Source organism: Paenarthrobacter sp. AR 02 (genome assembly GCF_021538675.1).
GTDB lineage: Bacteria > Actinomycetota > Actinomycetes > Actinomycetales > Micrococcaceae > Arthrobacter.
Genome location: NZ_JAJUKH010000002.1, coordinates 545,367 through 564,320 on the forward strand (window position 1 = coordinate 545,367; position 18,954 = coordinate 564,320).

Below are 18,954 nucleotides of genomic sequence, written 5' to 3' on the forward strand. Positions count from 1 at the left end.
AGCGCACCAGACGATTCCTACCGTCTAATGTGCAGCGAACCATCGAAACGGGCGTTTGTGCTTCCTACGTGTGCAGAGCGGCGATGGCTTCAGCGAGGGGCATGTGCAACGCAGGACCGTGGCCCGGCAGGCTGTGGAGCTTCTCCGACGTCCAAGCCTCCGCGCGCGAAGATCCCTGGGGCCTGCTCTGAGATGTTCACGTGAGAAGCCTAAGTGTCCGATTCGATGGCTCGCTGCGGCGAATGCCGGGCGCACGGCATGCTCCGCAGCGAACCCCCGAACCCGAGCGGCAAACCAAAAACTATGCGGCTTCAAGCTGCGGCGGCCTGGAAGTGTTTCTCGATGATGCCCTTGATGTCCTCGTGACACCCGCCGCAGCCTGTACCGGCCCGGGTGGCCTTTGAAACCTCGCCAAGCGTGTCGCAGCCCTCAAGTATGGAATCTTCAATGCTGGCCGCGCTGACCCCGGCGCAACGGCAAACGGTCCGTTGCGGGTCGGTGCTGGTGGCGCCGCTGTCCAGCTGGTCCGGGCCATCCAGGCGCAGCAGCAAGGACCGGTCCGCGGGGAGTTCGGAAGAGCGCTCAAACAAGACCACCAGTTCGGCAGCAGTACGGGGCATGCCCACAGACACCAAGCCCTCCAGCACACCGCCCCGGGTGGTCATCTTTACGTAGCGGCCGTGCTCGGGATCGGCCCACTGCGAGACCTGCCGCCGCGGGCGCCCGGAAGCAGCACCGGCTTCCAATAGCTCTTCATCCCAGGGATCCGCCTGGTTGTCGCCCGCCACGGCAAGGTTGATGCCGCGCGCCTTCAGGACCACCACACCGGGCTTTTCCGGGGGAAGCGCTTCCAGGGCATCTGCGGCCGCCTGTCCGTCGCGGGCCAGGACCACGAGGTACTCGGCCAGCCATTCGGCCTGCCGCCAGCCCGGACCCATCAGGCCTGACGGAGCAGTGGCACTCCGGCAATCGGTGCAGGCAGCGTCGGGGCATCGCACTTCCGCGCAGTCGCCGATCGCGAACATGTGGGGCTCGTGATAGGTCCGGAGGTGGTGGTCCACCAAGATTCCGGTGCCAGTAGGAAGACCACACCCTTCGGCCAGTTCAATCCGGGGCCGTACGCCACAGGACAACACCAGCAGGTCGCCGTCGATCGCGGAACCGTCATCGAGCAACAGGGCGGAGAAGGATCCTCCGGGACCCGCCGTTTCAACACCGGTGGAGCGGGCGTTGCCCGCCATCCTGACTCCGCCCAAACGCAAGCTGTTGGTCAGCACGGAGCCGCTGCCGCGGTCGATGCTCCGGCCCAGGGGGAACGGCCCGTTATGGACGACTGTTGCCAAGGCACCTTCCTCGGAGGCGGCCAGTGCCGTCTCCAAGCCCAGCACACCGCCGCCCAGCACCACCACGCGCTTGCCATCGGCCACCGCAGAACGAAGGACGGCGGCGTCCCGGAGATCGCGCAACGCCGTCACTCCCGCCGGAAGCACAGGTCCGGCAGGGTCAGGGTTGAGGCCGGTGAGGTTGGGAATGACTGGACGGGAACCAGTGGCGAACACCAACCGGTCGTAATGCTCTGAGCTGCCATCGGAAAGCACTACGTGCTGGCGTGCCCGGTCTATCCTCTTGACCTTCACGCCCAACCTGACGTCGACGCCGTCGGCCATCAATTCTGCTGCGTCAGCCATGGCGAGGGCCTCGGCAGTGGTCCGACCCACGCCCAGTTCAGCAACCATCACGCGGTTGTAGGCAGCCTCCGGCTCCTGTCCAACCACCATCAGCTGGACCAGGCCCGAACGTACGGCGGGGAGGATTTCGTCCACGAGGCGCGCTGCCACGGGACCGAAACCTACGACGACAATCCGCTCGCTCATAAAGCCTCCTTGACGTAAACCGGCACTCGAACCCCGACGGCGATTGCTGCCGCCGGGGTTGCCCCGGCCTTCTTAACCCACACACGGCTGGTCTTGAACTCCGGCATGCCGGAAATGGGATCTGTGGCCGCCTCCGTGAGGCGGTTGGCATTCTCCTGGCCGGGGAAGTGGAACGGCAGGAAAACAGTGTCGGCCCGGACAGAGTTGCTGAGCTCGGCCCGGCAGAGGACCTCGCCGCGTTCGTTCGTGACCGTGGCGTAGTCGCCGTCGGCAATCCCACGTGAAGCTGCGGTGCCCGGGTGGATTAGCAGCCGCGCCTGCGGTTGGGCTGCCATCAGTGCCTCGACCCGTCGGGTTTGCGCGCCGGACTGGTAGTGCTCCAGCAGACGGCCGGTAGCCAGTGCCAGCGAGTCATCCGCAAATGAACGCACGGCCCGCTTGGATGGGGTCACGGGCACCATGACGGCACGGCCATCAGAGTGCGCGAAGCCGTCGCCGAAAAGCCGCGGCGTACCAGTGCTGCCAACGGGGTAGGGCCAGTAGGCCGCTTCCCCGCGGTCCAGCATGGCGTAGTCGATGCCCGAGTAATCAGCCAAGCCGCCGGCGGAGGCCAGACGAAGTTCTTCGAACACCGACTCAGGGTCGTCACTGAAAATGGAGGGTGCTTCCAGACGTTCGGCGAGCCGGGCCATGAGCCAGAGTTCGCTGCGGACGCCTGGGGGAGGAGTCAGCGCCTGACGACGCCGGATCACCCGCCCCTCGAGGTTGGTCAAGGTGCCTTCCTCCTCCGCCCACTGTGTGACGGGCAGGACCAGATCCGCTTCGGCGGCCGTCTCTGACATGAAGAAATCACAGACAACCAGAAAGTCGAGAGCCCGCAGCCCGGCTGTCACGGCGTTCGTATCAGGCGCGGACACCACAACGTTGGCGCCGTGCACGAAAAGGCAGCGGACGCCGTCGGTTTTTCCGAGCGACTTAAGGAGTTCGACGGCGGGCAGTCCAGGTCCGGGGATCAGTGACTCATCGACTCCCCACACCTTGGCGATGTGGGCGCGGGCGGCGGGATCGGTGATCTTGCGGTAACCCGGGAGCTGATCGGCCTTTTGCCCGTGTTCGCGGCCGCCCTGGCCGTTGCCCTGGCCGGTGAGTGTGCCATAGCCACTGCGCGCCGAACCTGGCAGGCCGAGGAGAAGGCTGAGGTTGATCGCTGCCGTGGCTGTATCCGTGCCGTCCACGTGCTGTTCCACGCCGCGGCCACTGAGGATGTAGCTGCCGCCGGTGCGGACACCGTGCGCCAGCCGCCGGGCGGTCTCCCGGATGAGGTTCGCGGGAACACCTGTGATGGTCTGGACGCGTTCGGGCCAGAAGGCATTGAGGCTGCGCACTAAAGCTGCGTAACCGGTGGTCTTTGCTGCGATGAACTCCGCATCCACCAGTCCTTCGTGCACCACCACATGGGAGATGCCCAAAAGGAGGGCCAAATCGGTACCGGGGGTCGGCTGCAGGTGGAGGCCGCCGCCGTCGGACGTCAACGCAGCAGTAGCCGAGCGTCGCGGATCCACCACGATCAGGCCGCCGGCGTCGCGGGCGCCCTGCAGGTGCGGGACGAAGGGTGGCATGGTCTCGGCAACGTTGGAACCGAGCATGAGGATGACGGACGCGGTGTCCAGGTCCGTTACCGGGAAGGGGAGGCCGCGGTCCACGCCGAACGCACGGTTGCCTGCCGCAGCAGCCGAGGACATGCAGAACCGGCCGTTGTAGTCGATGCGGGAGGTCCGCAGCGCCAGCCGCGCGAACTTTCCCAACTGGTACGCCTTCTCGTTGGTGAGGCCGCCGCCCCCGAAGACGCCCACCGCATCGTTTCCGTGTTGCTTTTGGGTGTCCTTGACGGCCGCTGCGATGAGCATGAGCGCTTGGTCCCAGGAGATCGGTTGGTGGACGCCGTCCGATCCCTTGAGGAGGGGTTCGGTGACCCGGCCGTTGTGATGCAGCAACGACGCCGATGTCCAGCCTTTGCGGCACAGCCCGCCCCGGTTGGTGGGGAAGTCGCGTCCTGAAACCTCCAGGGGCGGTGTGGGGTGCGCGGGTTCTGCGGTGGGTGCCGCCACTGGCCCCGGCGCGGCGGAGTCCGTCGTGGCCGGGGTCAGCGTCATGGCGCACTGGAGCGCGCAGTAGGGGCAGTGGGTATCGGCGCCGTTGGGCATCTAGATGTGTCCGATCGTGTTGCGCTTCCGGGCCGGGCGGATGTAGCAGACCCAGCAAACGGTGAGCATCAGGACGTACGCTCCCACGAATCCGTAGAACGCCGGCGTGTAGGAACCTGCGGTGGTGTTGGAGGCGTTGAGCACCTGCGGGATGACGAAGCCGCCATAGGCGCCGATCGCCGAGATCAGGCCCAGTGAGGATGCTGCAAGCCGGGCGGTGGCCGCGCTGCTGGCTCCGTTCCGTGCAGCCCTGCTGGAGGTGGCGAAGATGACCGGGATCATGCGGTATGTTGCGCCGTTACCAAAGCCGCTCGCCAGGAAGAGGAGCAGGAACAGTGTGAGGAAGAGCCAGAAGTTCTTCAGCGGCAACGTCCAGATCATGGTGAGGGTGATGACGGCCATGGAAGCGAAGGAGGCAATGGTCATTCGCGCCCCGCCCATCCGGTCGGCCATGCGTCCGCCGTAGGGGCGGGCCAGGGAGCCGACAAGCGGGCCGAGGAAGGCAAGTGAGAGCGCAACTGCGCCGACGTGGATGGAGGAGAAGTCCGGGAAGTAGTCCTTGATCAGTTTGGGGAAGACGCCCGCAAAGCCGATGAAGGAACCGAAGGTACCGATGTACAGAAACGCCATGACCCACAGGTGCGGTTCCTTGAGGGCCGCCAGCGAGCCGGCCACATCGCCTTTGGCGCTGGTGAGGTTGTTCATGTACTTCCAGGCGCCGAAGGCGGCGATGAGGATCAGGGGAATCCAGATGATGCCGGCCACGGGAAGGTTGACCGTTCCCGCCGCCAGGAGCGTGATGGCGATCGGAACAACAAGCTGCGCGACGGCGGCACCCAGGTTTCCGCCGGCGGCGTTCAGGCCCAGCGCCCAACCCTTTTCGCGGGCCGGGTAGAAGAAGGTGATGTTGGCCATGGAGCTGGCGAAGTTGCCGCCACCGAAGCCTGCAAGGGCGGCGATGAGAAGCATGACACCGAACGGCGTTTCCGGGTTGGAGACGCAGATCGCCAATCCCGTGGTGGGGATCAGGAGCAGGAGTGCCGAGACGATGGTCCAGTTCCGGCCACCGAACTTCGGAACCATGAAGGTGTAGGGGATACGGAGTGTTGCGCCTACGAGGCTGGGAATGGAGATGAGCCAGAAGATCTGGTTGGAATCAAACGTGAAACCGGCGGCGGGGAGCTGGACAACCACGATGGACCACAGCTGCCACACAACGAATCCGAGGAATTCGGCGAAGATGGACCAATACAGGTTTCGCTTGGCGATGGACCGGCCTTCGGCTTCCCACTGGCCCTTGTCCTCGGCATCCCAGTTGGCGATCCAGCGGCCGGGGCGGTGTTCAAGGGTGGGGGTGGCGGCAGCAGTGGACTGGACGGGAACCAGTGCATCTGCGGTGCTATCAACAGTCACGGGAGTGCCTCCTTGGTGGGGGACGTTGTTCTTCCAAGGTAGGTTTGGCGCATTTCACGGACGGACGCTGTTTGTAAACGCCCTGTGACATTTCCCTATCGGCGGGGTCACCGGCGCGTGAGACCGTGGTGAGGTATTGTGGCGCAGACCACATCTTGGGATTTCTGCGGCTGTCCGCATGTTGGACTTGGTTGTCCAGTCAATGGACAGCGGGAACTATTATTGAACTCTCGAATAATCCATGTGAACGAAAGCTGCAACTACATGTCTTCCACCGCACCATCCAAGGAAGGCGAGTCCACTCAGCCGGTGAACTCGCGGGGCAAAGTGATCTTCGCCAGCCTGATCGGCACGACGATCGAGTTCTACGACTTCTACGCCTATGCCACCGCGTCGGTACTCGTCTTCCCGAAGCTCTTCTTCCCGGACGCCACTGATATCAACGCGTTGCTCAGTGCGTTTGCCATCTTCGGCGTGGCCTTCTTCGCCCGCCCCATCGGCGCAGTGGTCTTCGGACACTTTGGTGACAAGATCGGCCGCAAGGGCACCCTGGTCGCTTCGCTTCTGACCATGGGTATTGCCACGTTCCTGATCGGACTCCTGCCTACGGCATCCATGCCGGGTTGGGCCATCCTGGCGCCCATCCTCCTGGTGGTTCTGCGCTTCTTCCAAGGCCTCGCCCTTGGTGGAGAATGGTCCGGCGCGGCTTTGCTCGCCACCGAGAACGCTCCGGAAGGCAAGCGCGCCATCTACGGAACGTTCCCGCAGCTTGGTGCCCCGATCGGCTTCATCATTGCCAACGTCATCTTCATCTGGATGAACGTGGCACTGACCGCCGAAGAGTTCCTCGCATGGGGCTGGCGGGTTCCGTTCATCCTCAGTGCCGTGCTGGTCATCGTGGGCCTCTACGTCCGGTTGAAGCTGGTGGAAAGCGTGTCCTTCACCAAGGTCATCCAGCAGGAGAAGGTCCAGAAGCTGCCCCTCGCAGCCACACTCAAGAGCCACTGGCGCCCCGTGGTGGCCGGTACCTTCATCATGTTCGCCACCTACGTGCTCTTCTACATCATGACCACGTTCACTTTGTCCTACGGCACCAAGCCCACCCTGGCCGGTGCCCAGGCCGCCGCCGAAAAAGCCGGCAAGCCCATGACAGCTGACCAAATCGCAGCATTCGTTCCCGGACTGGGCATTACCCGCTCTGACTTCCTGTGGATGCTGATCATCGGCGTGGTCTTCTTCGGCATCTTCACGGTGGTTTCCGGGCCGCTGGCTGAGAGGTGGGGCCGCCGCAAGTTCCTGCTGGGCGTCACCGCCGGCATCTTCGTCTTCGGTGCGCTCTGGTTCACCATGTTCGGCCCTGGCCAGGCCGCCGCCATGGTTGGACTCATTGTTGGCTTCACGCTCATGGGCCTGACGTTCGGTCCCATGGCCGCCATCCTGCCCGAGCTCTTCCCGGCAAATGTCCGATACACAGGTTCTGCGGTCGCTTACAACCTGTCGTCCATGATCGGCGCCGCCCCGGCATCGTTCGTGGCCATCGCACTCTGGTCGGCAGCGAACGGAAGCACCTGGTTGGTGGGTGTCTACATGGCCGTCGCCGCTGTGGTGACCTTCATCGCCCTGTGGTTGACGCGTGAAACCAAGGACACCGACTACGAGAACAACGTAGCCTAAGTACGCCTTAACGACGTCGGCCCCGCACCGTTTGGTGCGGGGCCGACGTCGTTAAGCGGTTGTTCTTAGTCCTCGATGGTGGCGATGACGGCGCCGGCGGCGACGGTCTCGCCTGCCGCGGCGGACAGGCCGCGAATGGTGCCGGCCTTGTGGGCTGTGAGGGGCTGCTCCATCTTCATGGCTTCGAGGACGACGATCAGGTCGCCCTCGGCCACGACGTCGCCTTCAGAGGCTGCCACCTTGACGATGGTGCCCTGCATGGGCGACGTCAGGGCGTTGCCGCCGGCCGCAGCAGCCGTAGCACCAGCGGAACGGGAGCGCTTTTTGGACTTCCCGGACTTGGGGCCCGAGCCACTCGAGACGGCAGCCACTCCGCCACCCAAGCCGGAAGGCAGGACGACCTCAAGGCGCTTTCCGCCAACCTCGACGACGACGCGCTGGCGCTCACCGGCGTCGGGGTTTTCTGCGCCGGCCGTGCTGGCAGACCAAGCCGGGATGCTGTTGACGAACTCAGTTTCGATCCAGCGGGTGTGAACCTTGAAAGGACCCTCAGCCGGGGCGAAGTCGGGGTCGGTGACCACTGCCAGGTCGAAAGGAATAACGGTGGGGATACCCTCCACCACCATCTCTTCCAAGGCGCGGCGTGAACGCTGCAGGGCCTGCTCGCGGGTAGCGCCGGTGACGATCAGCTTGGAGAGCATGGAGTCGAAGTTGCCACTGATGACGTCTCCCTGATCCACGCCGGAATCGATCCGGACGCCGGGTCCGGTCGGGTTCTTCAGGGTGGTGATGGTGCCAGGGGCGGGCATGAAGTTGCGGCCCGGGTCTTCGCCCGTGATGCGGAACTCGAAGGAGTGCCCACGGACCTCGGGGTCCTCGTAGCCGAGGGCTTCACCGCGGGCAATGCGGAACTGCTCGCGGACCAGGTCGATGCCCGTGACTTCTTCGGATACGCAGTGCTCCACCTGGAGCCGGGTGTTGACCTCGAGGAAGGAAATGGTGCCATCCTGGCCCACCAGGAACTCACAGGTGCCGGCACCAAGGTAGTTGGCCTCCTTGAGGATGGCCTTGGAGGATTCGTAGAGGCGCTTGACCTGCTCTTCGCTCAGGTACGGCGCGGGAGCTTCCTCGACAAGTTTCTGGTTGCGGCGCTGCAGGGAGCAGTCGCGGGTGGAGACCACAACCACGTTGCCGAAGCCGTCGGCCAGGCACTGCGTCTCAACGTGGCGCGGTGCATCGAGGAAACGCTCGATGAAGCACTCGCCGCGGCCGAAGGCTGCGGTGGCTTCGCGCACGGCAGACTCGTACAGTTCAGGGATTTCGTCCATGGTGCGGGCCACCTTGATGCCACGCCCGCCACCGCCGAAGGCAGCCTTGATGGCGACAGGAAGTCCGAATTCCTCGGCGAACTTCAGGATTTCGTCGGCATCCTGGACGGGGTCGGCCGTGCCAGGGACCAGCGGAGCCCCCACCTTTTCGGCGATGTGGCGGGCCTGGACCTTGTCACCCAACGCGGAGATGGCCTCGGGGGAGGGGCCGATCCAGGTGATACCGGCGTCGATGACCTTCGCAGCAAACTCGGCGTTCTCGGCCAGGAAGCCGTAACCGGGGTGGATGCCGTCGGCGCCGGACTGCTTGGCAACCTCAATGATCTTGTCCATCACCAGGTACGACTCGGCAGCGGTGTTGCCACCCAAAGCGTAGGCTTCATCGGCGAGGCGAACGTGGAGGGCATCGCGGTCAGGGTCGGCGTAAACCGCCACGGAGGCAATGCCTTCGTCCCGGGCGGCTCGGATGATGCGGACCGCGATTTCGCCGCGGTTGGCAATCAAGACCTTGGTAAGAGGGCTGGAAATGGGCTGCGCCGGGTTAGCTGACAAGTTGTTGACTCCTTCTGTCCTTCAGGGAGCCTAGCGTGATTGTGAGGGTTCCGCCCATATTGATGGGGGATTCCGTGTGTGAGGCGATGTTCCTTTGTAGGGTTGCTACAAATTGCTTCTACTGGCTGTTTGAGTTCCACAGCTCTGTGATGCCTACGTTCGCGTGCACCAGCAGATCCCGGAGGGTGGAGATGGAAAGCCCGACGACGGCGTGCGGGTCGCCGTCGACCTTGCGGATGAAGGCCCCACCCAGGCCGTCGATGGTGAAGGATCCGGCGCAGTGCAGGGGCTCGCCGGTAGCGATGTAGGCGTCGATCTCGCTTTCGGACATCTGCGCGAAGTGAACTTCCGCGCTGGAGACCCCGCCCACCGTGGCGCCTGTGCCGTCCGGGGACCAGTCGCCGGCAGCTGCGTCTTCGTCCGCGTCAGCTGCGGTATCGCGGCAGTCAACCAGCCAGTGCCCTGTGTGCAATACTCCCTGCGAGCCGCTCATGCGAAGCATCCGCTCCCGGGCGACTTCCGCGGTGTAGGGCTTACCGTGGGACTCGCCGTCGAATTCGAACACCGAGTCGCACCCGATTACCAGGGCGCCTTCAGCTTCGGGGAGGGCTGCAACGGCTTCTGCCTTGGCCCGGGCGAGCAGCAGGGCGGTGTCGTGGGCGTCCGTCACGCCGTACTTCGCCTGGACTGCATCCTCATCGACTTCCGAGACCAGGATCTCATGCTGGATGCCCGCCTCCGTGAGCAGCTTGGTGCGGGCGGGGGACTGGGAGGCGAGGATCAATCGGGTCACGCCCTCCAGCCTAATACGACCCTCGCTCACATCCCGCCTGCTTCCCGCGGACGCTCTCTCACATCTCCGCTTAAACGCCCGAGGCTCCATCACTGGCGTGAAGCAAGTGATGGAGCGTCGGGTTGAAGGGGTGATTACGTGGAGGAGCGTTAGTGGACCAGCTCTCCGGATCCGGCCTTGGGGCGGTCGCTGCGGGTGAGCTTGGCGCCTTCGACGTCCACGTCCGGGAGGATCCGCTGGAGCCACTTGGGCAGCCACCAGGCTTTTTCGCCCAACAGGTACATCACGGCCGGAACGATGGTCATGCGGACCACGAACGCATCGATGAGCACGCCGAACGCCATCGCAAAGCCCAGGGGCCGGACCATGGTGAGGTGGCTGAAGATGAAGCCGGAGAACACGCTGACCATGATGATGGCGGCGGCGGTGACCACGGCCGCGGCGTGGCTGAACCCGGACCGGACCGCGTGCTTGGCGGACTCGCCGTGCATGAACGATTCGCGCATGCCGGAGGTGATGAACACCTGGTAGTCCATGGCCAGGCCAAACAGCACGCCGATCAAAATGATGGGCAGGAAGCTCAGGACGGCGCCTGGGTTGGCGACGTCGAAGATTCCACCCAACCAGCCCCACTGGTACACGGCAACCACGGCACCGAAAGCGGCGGCCAGCGAGAGCAGGAAGCCACCCGTGGCCAGCAGCGGAACGACGATCGAGCGGAACACCAGCAGGAGCAGGATCAGCGAAAGTCCCACCACAATTGCGAGGTAAGGGGGCAGTGCCGCACCAAGTTTGGCGGACACATCGATGTTGCCGGCCGTCTGGCCGGTCAGTCCGATGGTCACATCGTTCTGTTCACGGATGTCCGTGCCCTTGGCGCGGACATCGGAAACCACCTGGACGGTGCTGGCGCTGGCGGGTCCCTCTTTAGGGATCACCTGGTAGACGGCGGTTCGCAGGTCCTCGCTGAGGGCCACGGGCACTGCGGCGATCACGTTGTCCACGCCCCGCAGCTTGTCGGCGACATCGTACTGTTTGTTCTTGGCGTCGTTTTCGCTCAGCCCTTCAGGGAACTCGGCGACCACGATGATCGGGCCCGTCATGCCTTCGCCGAAGCTGCTGCGGGTGAGGTCATAGGCCTGGAACGCCTGTGAATCGACAGGTTCGGACCCGCCGTCGGGCAGTGCAAGCCGCAATTGGGAAGCCGGCAGAGCAACGGCTCCGAGCAGGACGACGCTGAGGATCAAAGCAACCCACGGATGCCGGGTAACAAGGCCGCCCCAGCCACCGCTGCTGCGTTTCTCTTCAAGCGCGCGGTCGGCTGCTTCGTGACCCGGTTCGGCATTGTGCTTGGCGGCCTTGGCCCAGGCGCGCTTGGAGATGAGCCGGCGGCCGATCAGCGCCAGGATGGCGGGCGTCAGGGTCAATGCGACGACGACGGCGACCGCCACTGTCGCGGCGGCGGCGACACCCATGACTGCGAGGAAGGGAAGTCCGGGGACCACCAGGGCAGCCAGCGCGATGATGACGGTGAGGCCCGCGAACAACACGGCGTTGCCGGAGGTACCCGTGGCGAGGGCCGCGGATTCTTCGCCGTCCATGCCTGCCAAGAGTTGGCCGCGGTGGCGGTTGACGATGAACAGGGAGTAGTCGATACCCACCGCGAGGCCCAGCATCAGGGCGAGCATCGGGGAGATGGAGCTCATGTCGATAACGCTGGTGAGCGCGAACGTGCCACCGACGCCAACCGCGACACCGATCAAAGCCATCACCAGCGGAAGGCCGGCCGCGACCAGGGTGCCGAGCATAAGGATCAGAACCAACGCGGCAACGGCCACGCCCACGATTTCCGCAATGCCAAAGATCTGGGAGACGTCCTCAGTGATTTCCTTGCTGGCATATGCCGTGACGCCTGCGGAAGATACCTCGTGAACGATGTCCTGCACTTGCTTGCGGACGGCTGGATCTACCGCGTTGATGGAGGTCTTGAACTGGACCTGCGCGATTGCTGCCTTGTTGTCGCTGGAGACGAACCGGAGCCCCTCCGATGCAGCGGCCTGCCGCTTGGCGAGGGCCAAGGTGGCGGCGCCGTCGGCTGCCTCCTTAGCACCGGCGTCGAGCTTTTCCTTGCCCGCGGCGAGCTCAGCGCGCTTGGCACCGAGCTGCGCGTCAATCTGCGCGGGGGTGAGGCCGGATGCCGCCAGCTGCTGCTCTGCCGTGGCGAGTTGCGCCTCGCCAGCCGTCAGCTGTGCGCGGGAGGCATCCAGTTGGGCTTGACCTGCCGCCGCCTTGGCTTCACCGTCGGCGATCTGGCTGGCCGCCGAATCCAGCTGTTCTTGCGTGGTGAACGGGTTCACCGTCCCTTGGATGTCGGGCATGTCCTTGAGTTTGTCGAGAGCGGCCGCGACGGCATCCCTCTTGGCTTGGTCGAAACCGGCGTCGCCGGCGTCAAAGACGACGCTCGCGGATCCGCCGGAGGAAGCAGGCAGGGCTTCCTTGAGCTTGTCGGCCATCCGCTGGGTTTCGGTGCCGGGGATGGTGAAGTTGTTGGACATGGTGCCGTGGAAAGCTGCGGCTGAACCGCCCACGGCCACCAGGACGGCCAGCCAGATGGAGATCACCAGCCAGCGGCGCCGGTACGAGAATTTGCCGAGCCGGTAGAGGAACGAAGCCATGTCAGAACCGATCTTTGGTGGTTGGAACAGAGGGGGCGGCTGATGCCGGAGATTGTGGGGCTGAAACGTCCGACGGCGGCGCGAAGCCGGCGCCGAGGAGACCCATCGCATCGATGAGGTGCTGGCGAAGGACGGCGAGGGATTCCGCGGAGAGGTCGGGCCCTCGTTCGGCGAACCAAACAGTCATGGCCGCCTTGCCGCAGGAGATCACCGAGCCCGCCAAAGCATGCAAGTAGAGCTCGCTGATGCCTTCACCGAGCCTGCTGCGGGCAGCGTCAATGATTTGCCCGGTGCAGTGTTCCCAGGCTTCAAGCTCGGAGCGGGCCAACGCGCGGTTGTCCTGGTTGAGGCTGAACAGCTCGGCCATGGGTGCCACGGACATCGGATCTGCGAGGGCCATGAGGGCGGCCTGCGCGGATTCAAGGATGGATTCTTCTGCGGGGCGCAGGCGGAATTGTTCCAGGGCGTGGTCCATGAAGCCGTCGGCCACTGATGCCAGGGCCGCTTCGAGGCTGGGGAAATAGTTAAAGAAGGTCCGTCGCGAAACTCCCGCGCTGGCAGCGATGTCCTCGACGGTGAAATTGCCGGGGCCTTTGCTTCGGAGGAGGTCGAGGGCTGCGGCGGCTATTGAACTGCGGGTTGCTGCTTTGTTGAGCTCACGACGCGAAGGCGTGCTCGGCTCGGGGAGGAGCGGATCCGGGGACGGCTCCTGGGTACTCGTTGTGGTCACGTAATTACACTAAGTGCAACTTTGCACTCTGCGCAATTTGAATCTTTTGGAGCTGAACGGAAGAGTCCCGCTCTTGTTCGCCTCACCCGCCCTTGAAGGACGGGTTCAACGAACGAGAGCGGGACTCAGTAAGGGGTTGGACCGTCTCCGAATCAGAACTGCTGCGGAGGCGTGGGCTGGGCGGGTTGCGTGGGCTGCGCAGGTTGCGTGGGTTGCGCAGGGGGAGCGGACTGCTGCTGGGCGGCGGTCTTCGTCAGGTAGATCGACTGCCCCGTAGCCCCGGGCTCGCCTTCGCCGAGGGGGAGCACATAGACGGCGGTTCCGTAGGCGCAGACCTCGGTCCAGTTGGTGCCCATCTCGGAGGTGTCGAAACGCATGGCCACAATGGCGTTGGCGCCGCGCTGCTGCGCTTCGTTGACCATGCGTGCCATGACTTCCTGGCGGCTCTCGTAGAGTGCCTTGGTCATCTCGGGCAGCTCACCGCCTCCAAGTGAGCGGAAACCGGCAAGCATCTGCGAGCCGATGTCCCGTGAACGGACAGTGAGGCCCATGACTTCGCCGAACACGGCGTCGATCCGGTGACCCGGAATTTCATTTGAAGTGACGATCAGCATGGTCAGAGCCTATCCAGCTTTGGGCCCATTAAGAGGGAAATCCCCCGGGGAGAACTCCCCGGGGGATTTACACCGTTCTAGAAAGGGGTGGAATCAGGCTTTCGTGCCCGCGAGCTCCCTTTCATCCGCTTCGGCGGCGGCTTTGTCGGCTGCGTATTCATCAGCAAACGCAGCGCCATTGCGGGGTGCGTTGTAGAGCGACTCGTCCAGGATGCCTTGACGCTTTGCCACGATGGCGGGGATCAAAGCCTGGCCCGCAACGTTGACGGCCGTGCGGCCCATGTCCAGGATGGGATCGATCGCCAGCAGGAGGCCGACGCCGGCAAGCGGCAGTCCCAGCGTGGAAAGGGTCAGGGTGAGCATGACCACTGCGCCGGTGGTGCCGGCCGTTGCAGCGGAACCGAGGACGGAGACCAGCACGATCAGCAGGTACTGGCTGAAGTCCAGGTTGATACCGAAGAACTGAGCCACAAAGATTGCTGCGATAGCCGGGTAGATTGCAGCGCAGCCATCCATCTTGGTGGTGGCGCCCAGCGGCACGGCAAAGGAAGCGTAGCCGGAGGGGACGCCCAGGTTCCGTTCAGTGACACGCTGCGTGAGCGGCAGCGTGCCGATGGAGGAACGAGAGACGAATGCCAGCTGGACGGCCGGCCACACACCGGAGAAGTACTGCTTGACGGACAAGCCGTGGACGCGGACCAGGATCGGGTACAGAACAAAGAGCACCAGTGCCAGGCCGATGTAGATGGCGGCCGTGAACTTTCCCAGAGAACCGATGGTGTCCCAGCCGTAGATCGCGACAGCGTTGCCGATCAGGCCCACCGTGCCCAGCGGGGCGATGCGGATGATCCACCAGAGGACCTTCTGGATGACGGCCAGGGCGGAAGCGTTGAAAGTCAGGAAAGCTTCGGCCTGCTTACCGACCTTGAGGGCGGCGATGCCGACGGCGATGGCGACCACAAGGATCTGGAGCACGTTGAAGCTGACGGAGGTGCTGACGGTCGTGGCAGCGTTCGCGCTTTCGGTAACGGTTGAGCTGGCGCCGAGTCCCAGGAAGTTCTTCGGGAACAGCCCGATCAGGAATGCCCACCAGTCGCCGGTCTTGCCAGCGTATTCAGCTTTCTGGGTGATGCCGGTGGCTGCGCCGGGCTGCAGGAGCACGCCCAAGCCGATGCCGATCAGTACCGAAACGAGCGACGTGATGGCGAACCAGAGCAGGGTGTTCCAAGCCAGACGCGCAGCGTTGGAAACCTGCCGCAGGTTGGCGATAGAGCTCACCACGGCGGTGAAGATCAAAGGAACGACGGCGGTCTGCAGCAACGAGACGTAGCTGGAGCCGATCGTCTGGAGGGTTGCGCCAAGGCCGTTGGGGGCTGACTTGGTGCTGCCTGTGTACTTGGCGATGAGGCCAAGGACGAGGCCCACAATGAGGGCTGCGATGATCTGGACGCCGAAGGAACCGGCCCACTTGGGGAGCCGGAAGCCGGGCTTGCCAGCTGCGGGGGAAGTGTTGGTTGAGGTGCTCACCGGAACACGTTAGGTGTTCCCCAAATAACATAGCGAACGGACGTTGAGAAATGTTACGGGCGTGAAAGTTATTCCTACCGCTTCCGTGATGTTGACCTCAGCTCGTAATACGTCGCCGGCGGCGCGATGATAGTGGCTGGAGTCGTGGGCGGCACCTTGCTCATGGCCGTTCCAGGCGTCGGGCCCGTATTGGGTGGCATCGTCATGGGCGCTGCGATAAGCGCTGGCACTTCCATGATTTCGCAGACGGCAACGAACGGCTCAATCGACTGGGGAAGGGTCGGAACTGAAGCGGTCATCGGTGGTGTCGCCGGAGCGTTCGGCGGGGCGGCGGGTATGGTGGTCGCCCGTGGTGGAGGTGCGGTAGCCATTGCCGTGGTCAGTGGCGGTGTTGACGGGGGTATAGGGGCCGGGGCGAGCTATCTTTTCAGTGGGGGTCCTCACACGGTCACAGGACTTCTTGACGCTACTGCGCGTGGAACCATTATTGGAGCGGGCACCGGGGGAATTGCTCACGGTGCCACCTCCAAAGCGGACGATCTTTTCCACGGTATACAAACTACCAATCACGCCGGCCAGTCTTTGAGGACCATGAGCCCGAGACCCACGGGAGCCTGCGATGTATTGAATGGAGTCCGTCTTCGTGCGCAGCTGGCCGGAAAAGAGATAGCTGGCGGGCACGCATTTGGAAAGCACGTAGTGGATGAGGGGCAGTTTCCGGGAATTACAAGTAGGGAGCAATTTGCTTCTAGCATTGAGAATGTGATGATTAATGGCACGCCCCGCCATTTGCCAAATGGCAAGAGCTTCTACTGGCTTGACGATACTGTAGTGATAAGAAACCCGAGGGCTGCCGATGGTGGCACATCCTTCAAACCAGATGACGGATATCAATATTTTATTTCGAGTTCTTAAGGTGGGTAATGCGCTGGATTCTTGAAGAGCCAGGATATGAGGTCGAAGACCGTCGCGAGGAGGTGCTGCAGGAGGGCCCCCCGGGACATATCCTCATCGGAACATCTCCTCAGACTATCGTTGCCCTCGCAAACTGCCTGAATGAAGCATCGGCTACTGCCCTGGATCGGGCCAGGTTTGCTGTCGCAAGGGATACGCTTCGACGCGTTCAGGAGCAGGCAGGTCCTTTTTGGATGGAGAACCCACACGGATCATTCAGTTCTGAAAAACCATTGATGTGGAGTTCAATGGAACTACAGGGACAAGAACTTATCGATCTTTTCGACTGCTATGAGGAAGGGTGGTTTCCGGTAGCTGTCGACGACGGAGAAACTGATGTCTTACGAACGGCCGTATTGGCAGTGTTGCGGACAATTGATAATGAGGAGCTTGTCTCGCGCGTCGATGCTACTGAAACGCAGCTAAGGGAACTCCTTCATCATATGAGATGAACTGTCGTGTCTGTTCTAAGAATTTAGTGGGGACTGACGGCGAGTCGGAGGAAAACAATTGACGCAGAATCTTGCATTGCCAGTTCTCTATGACCGCATGATCGAGCGTGGCATGGTGGACCTGGAACCCTGGGAACTTCTACGCGGAGCACGGCAGGCGCAGCGGATGAAACACCTGGACGAGGTTTTCCCTGGCTGGAACCTGATTCCTTTCGCCGGCAGGTCCGATAACGATAATGTGGCCTGCTGGACCGGAAAGGACGTCGTAGTTGTCGATGACTACGATGTGATGCGGGATGCGACTGGGGCAGCCGTACGGCACCCGGCAGCGGAATACCACTCGATGGATGAATGGCTGATTGCGGCAATACGGGATTTCATAGAGTTTGACTGAACTACCGTTGCGGCACACCGAGAACCCCCGGCCTCTGGCCGGGGGTTCTCAAGCAGATCAGCCCAGCAAGGCCCGCCGCAGCACGTCCAAACCAACTGAGCCGATGTTGAGTGCCTTGCTGTGGAAGGACTTCAGGTCAAAGCCGTCGCGCCCCTCCAGCTCGGCACGGATCTGTTCCCACAGGCGCTGGCCCACCTTGTAAGACGGCGCTTGGCCGGGCCAGCCGAGGTAGCGCGTGAACTCGAACTGGAGTTGGCCTTCGCTGATGTCGAGGTTGGCTTTGAGGAAATCGAAGCCCTTTTCAGGGGTCCAAGTGCCGATGCCCCAGCGTTCGGGGACGGGCAGTTCCAGATGGACGCCGATGTCGAAGACCACACGGGCTGCCCGCATGCGTTGTCCGTCCAGCATGCCCATGTGGTCGCCCGGGTCCTTGAGGTATCCGAGTTCCAGCATGAGCTGCTCCGCGTAGAGCGCCCAGCCTTCGCCGTGGCCGGAGACCCAGCAGACATTGCGGCGCCAGTTGTTCAGGAGTTCGCGGCGGTAGGTTGCCGTTGCGACCTGGAGGTGGTGGCCGGGGACGCCTTCGTGGAAGACAGTGGTGGTTTCGGACCATGTCGTGAACGTGTCCTCGCCTGCTGGAACTGACCACCACATGCGCCCGGGCCGGGAGAAGTCGTCAGAGGGGCCGGTGTAGTAGATGCCACCCTCATCGGTAGGGGCGATCATGCACTCGAGGGTTTTCATGACGTCGGGAATATCGAAGTGGACGTCGGCCAGCTCAGACACGGCACGGTCGGAGAGTTCCTGCATCCAGGTTTTGAGTGCGTCGGTGCCCTTGATCTGGCGGGCGGGGTCGTTGTTGAGGATGGCCTTGGCTTCGTCAATGGATGCGCCTGGCTTGATCTGCCCTGCAACCTTTTCCTGCTCCCCGATGAGCCGTTCAAGCTCCTGAACACCCCACGCGTAGGTTTCCTCGAGATCCACTTCAGCACCAACAAATGAACGGGAGGCCAGTGCGTAGCGTTCGCGCCCGACGGCGTCTTTTTCGGGGGCAAGGGGGAGGAGCTCGTCCCGGAGGAAAGAACCGAGGGCGCTGTACGCTGAACGCGCGGCCGAAGTGCCGGCGTCGAGCCTGTCCTGAATATCGGTGGGCAACGGCTGGCCATTCACGGCGGCCGATGAAGTCATCTTGGCGAAGAATCCGTCCTCCGCGGCGTATCGGCCGGTCTGCTCGATGACGATGCGAACCTGCCGGGCAGCTGCTACTTTGCCGGCGTCCGCAGCGGAGCGAAGAGACGCAATATAGCCTTCAATCGCCCCGGGAACGTTTGCTGCACGTCCCGCAATGTGCTCCCACTGTTCCGCAGTGTCCGTCGGCATGAGGTCGAAGACGGCGCGGATGTCCTGGGCGGGCGAGGCGATGTTGTTGAGGTCGGCGGCGTCCCAACCGGACTCGTGGATCTCCAGCTCCAGTCCGAGCCGCTCGCGCATGGCATCCAGGGTGACGGCGTCCACGTCATCCGACGGCTCAAGGCCGGCCAGGGCGTCCAATGCCAACCGTGTGGCCTCCGCATGAGCCTCGGCACCGGCGGGCGAGTAGTCCTGATATTCGGTTTCGTGTCCCGGCAGCCCAAGCGTGGTGGCGAAGCTGGGGTTGAGTTCGATCAGCTTTTCTGTGTACGCGTCAGCGACGGCATCGATGGCGGACTTCGGGCGTACGGGGGTGTTTGCAGTAGTCACCCACAGAGCCTATCCGCGACGCCGCCTACG

14 protein-coding genes are annotated in these 18,954 nt (G+C 63.4%); 3 read left to right on the plus strand and 11 right to left on the minus strand.

The genetic code is table 11. The features are described from left to right. Window positions 1–311: 311 nt before the first annotated feature. From LRQ04_RS08660 to LRQ04_RS08670, 3 genes are read right to left on the minus strand one after another with little or no spacing between them, the layout of a single operon-like run. Window positions 312–1,874 carry an FAD-dependent oxidoreductase gene (locus LRQ04_RS08660; RefSeq protein WP_235519461.1) on the minus strand — a complete coding sequence of 521 codons (1,563 nt, stop codon included), beginning with the start codon at window positions 1,872–1,874 and terminating at the stop codon, window positions 312–314. Next, the gene (locus tag LRQ04_RS08665) at window positions 1,871–4,078 is read right to left on the minus strand and encodes a molybdopterin oxidoreductase family protein (RefSeq protein WP_235519462.1); all 2,208 of its coding nucleotides are present in this window, start codon (window positions 4,076–4,078) and stop codon (window positions 1,871–1,873) included. The genes LRQ04_RS08660 and LRQ04_RS08665 overlap by 4 nt, the downstream gene beginning before the upstream one ends. Continuing rightward, window positions 4,079–5,491, minus strand: a complete 1,413-nt coding sequence (locus tag LRQ04_RS08670) for an MFS transporter (protein WP_235519463.1) — start codon at window positions 5,489–5,491, stop codon at window positions 4,079–4,081. A 264-nt stretch (window positions 5,492–5,755) separates the two neighbouring features. Between LRQ04_RS08670 and LRQ04_RS08675 the strand changes: the two genes are divergently transcribed. Next, window positions 5,756–7,165 (plus strand): MFS transporter, encoded by a 1,410-nt coding sequence (locus LRQ04_RS08675; protein WP_235519464.1) that lies wholly within the window; start codon window positions 5,756–5,758, stop codon window positions 7,163–7,165. A 65-nt stretch (window positions 7,166–7,230) separates the two neighbouring features. On the opposite strand, the gene LRQ04_RS08680 is transcribed toward LRQ04_RS08675, so the two are convergent. The 7 genes from LRQ04_RS08680 to LRQ04_RS08710 form a co-directional block, all read right to left on the minus strand. After that, a complete protein-coding gene (locus LRQ04_RS08680; protein ID WP_235519466.1) occupies window positions 7,231–9,045 on the minus strand; it encodes a biotin carboxylase N-terminal domain-containing protein in 1,815 nt (604 codons plus the stop codon). A 118-nt stretch (window positions 9,046–9,163) separates the two neighbouring features. After that, window positions 9,164–9,838 (minus strand): nucleoside triphosphate pyrophosphatase, encoded by a 675-nt coding sequence (locus LRQ04_RS08685; protein WP_235519468.1) that lies wholly within the window; start codon window positions 9,836–9,838, stop codon window positions 9,164–9,166. Between the two features lie 149 nt (window positions 9,839–9,987). Further along, a complete protein-coding gene (locus LRQ04_RS08690) occupies window positions 9,988–12,513 on the minus strand; it encodes an MMPL family transporter (protein WP_235519470.1) in 2,526 nt (841 codons plus the stop codon). A 1-nt stretch (window position 12,514) separates the two neighbouring features. Further along, entirely contained in the window at window positions 12,515–13,243 is a 729-nt protein-coding gene (locus tag LRQ04_RS08695; RefSeq protein ID WP_235519471.1) for a TetR/AcrR family transcriptional regulator, read from the minus strand. A gap of 152 nt (window positions 13,244–13,395) precedes the next feature. Beyond that, window positions 13,396–13,857 carry a YbjQ family protein gene (locus LRQ04_RS08700; protein WP_235519472.1) on the minus strand — a complete coding sequence of 154 codons (462 nt, stop codon included), beginning with the start codon at window positions 13,855–13,857 and terminating at the stop codon, window positions 13,396–13,398. A 93-nt stretch (window positions 13,858–13,950) separates the two neighbouring features. Further along, complete coding sequence (locus LRQ04_RS08705) at window positions 13,951–15,384, minus strand: dicarboxylate/amino acid:cation symporter (RefSeq protein WP_235519474.1); 1,434 nt, start codon at window positions 15,382–15,384, stop codon at window positions 13,951–13,953. Between the two features lie 261 nt (window positions 15,385–15,645). Next, window positions 15,646–15,900, minus strand: coding sequence for a hypothetical protein (locus LRQ04_RS08710; RefSeq protein ID WP_235519475.1), 255 nt, complete (start codon window positions 15,898–15,900; stop codon window positions 15,646–15,648). 407 nt (window positions 15,901–16,307) lie between these two features. Here LRQ04_RS08710 and LRQ04_RS08715 point away from each other — a divergent pair, with 407 nt between their 5' ends. Together LRQ04_RS08715 and LRQ04_RS08720 are read left to right on the plus strand one after the other, a co-directional pair. Next, on the plus strand, window positions 16,308–16,790 hold the full coding sequence (locus LRQ04_RS08715; RefSeq protein WP_235519476.1) for a hypothetical protein: 483 nt from the start codon (window positions 16,308–16,310) through the stop codon (window positions 16,788–16,790). 58 nt (window positions 16,791–16,848) lie between these two features. Next, window positions 16,849–17,184: a hypothetical protein gene (locus LRQ04_RS08720; protein ID WP_235519477.1), complete on the plus strand. Its 336-nt coding sequence runs from the start codon at window positions 16,849–16,851 to the stop codon at window positions 17,182–17,184. A 57-nt stretch (window positions 17,185–17,241) separates the two neighbouring features. On the opposite strand, the gene LRQ04_RS08725 is transcribed toward LRQ04_RS08720, so the two are convergent. Continuing rightward, window positions 17,242–18,924, minus strand: coding sequence for a DUF885 domain-containing protein (locus tag LRQ04_RS08725; protein ID WP_235519480.1), 1,683 nt, complete (start codon window positions 18,922–18,924; stop codon window positions 17,242–17,244). Between the last annotated feature and the right edge of the window lie 30 nt (window positions 18,925–18,954).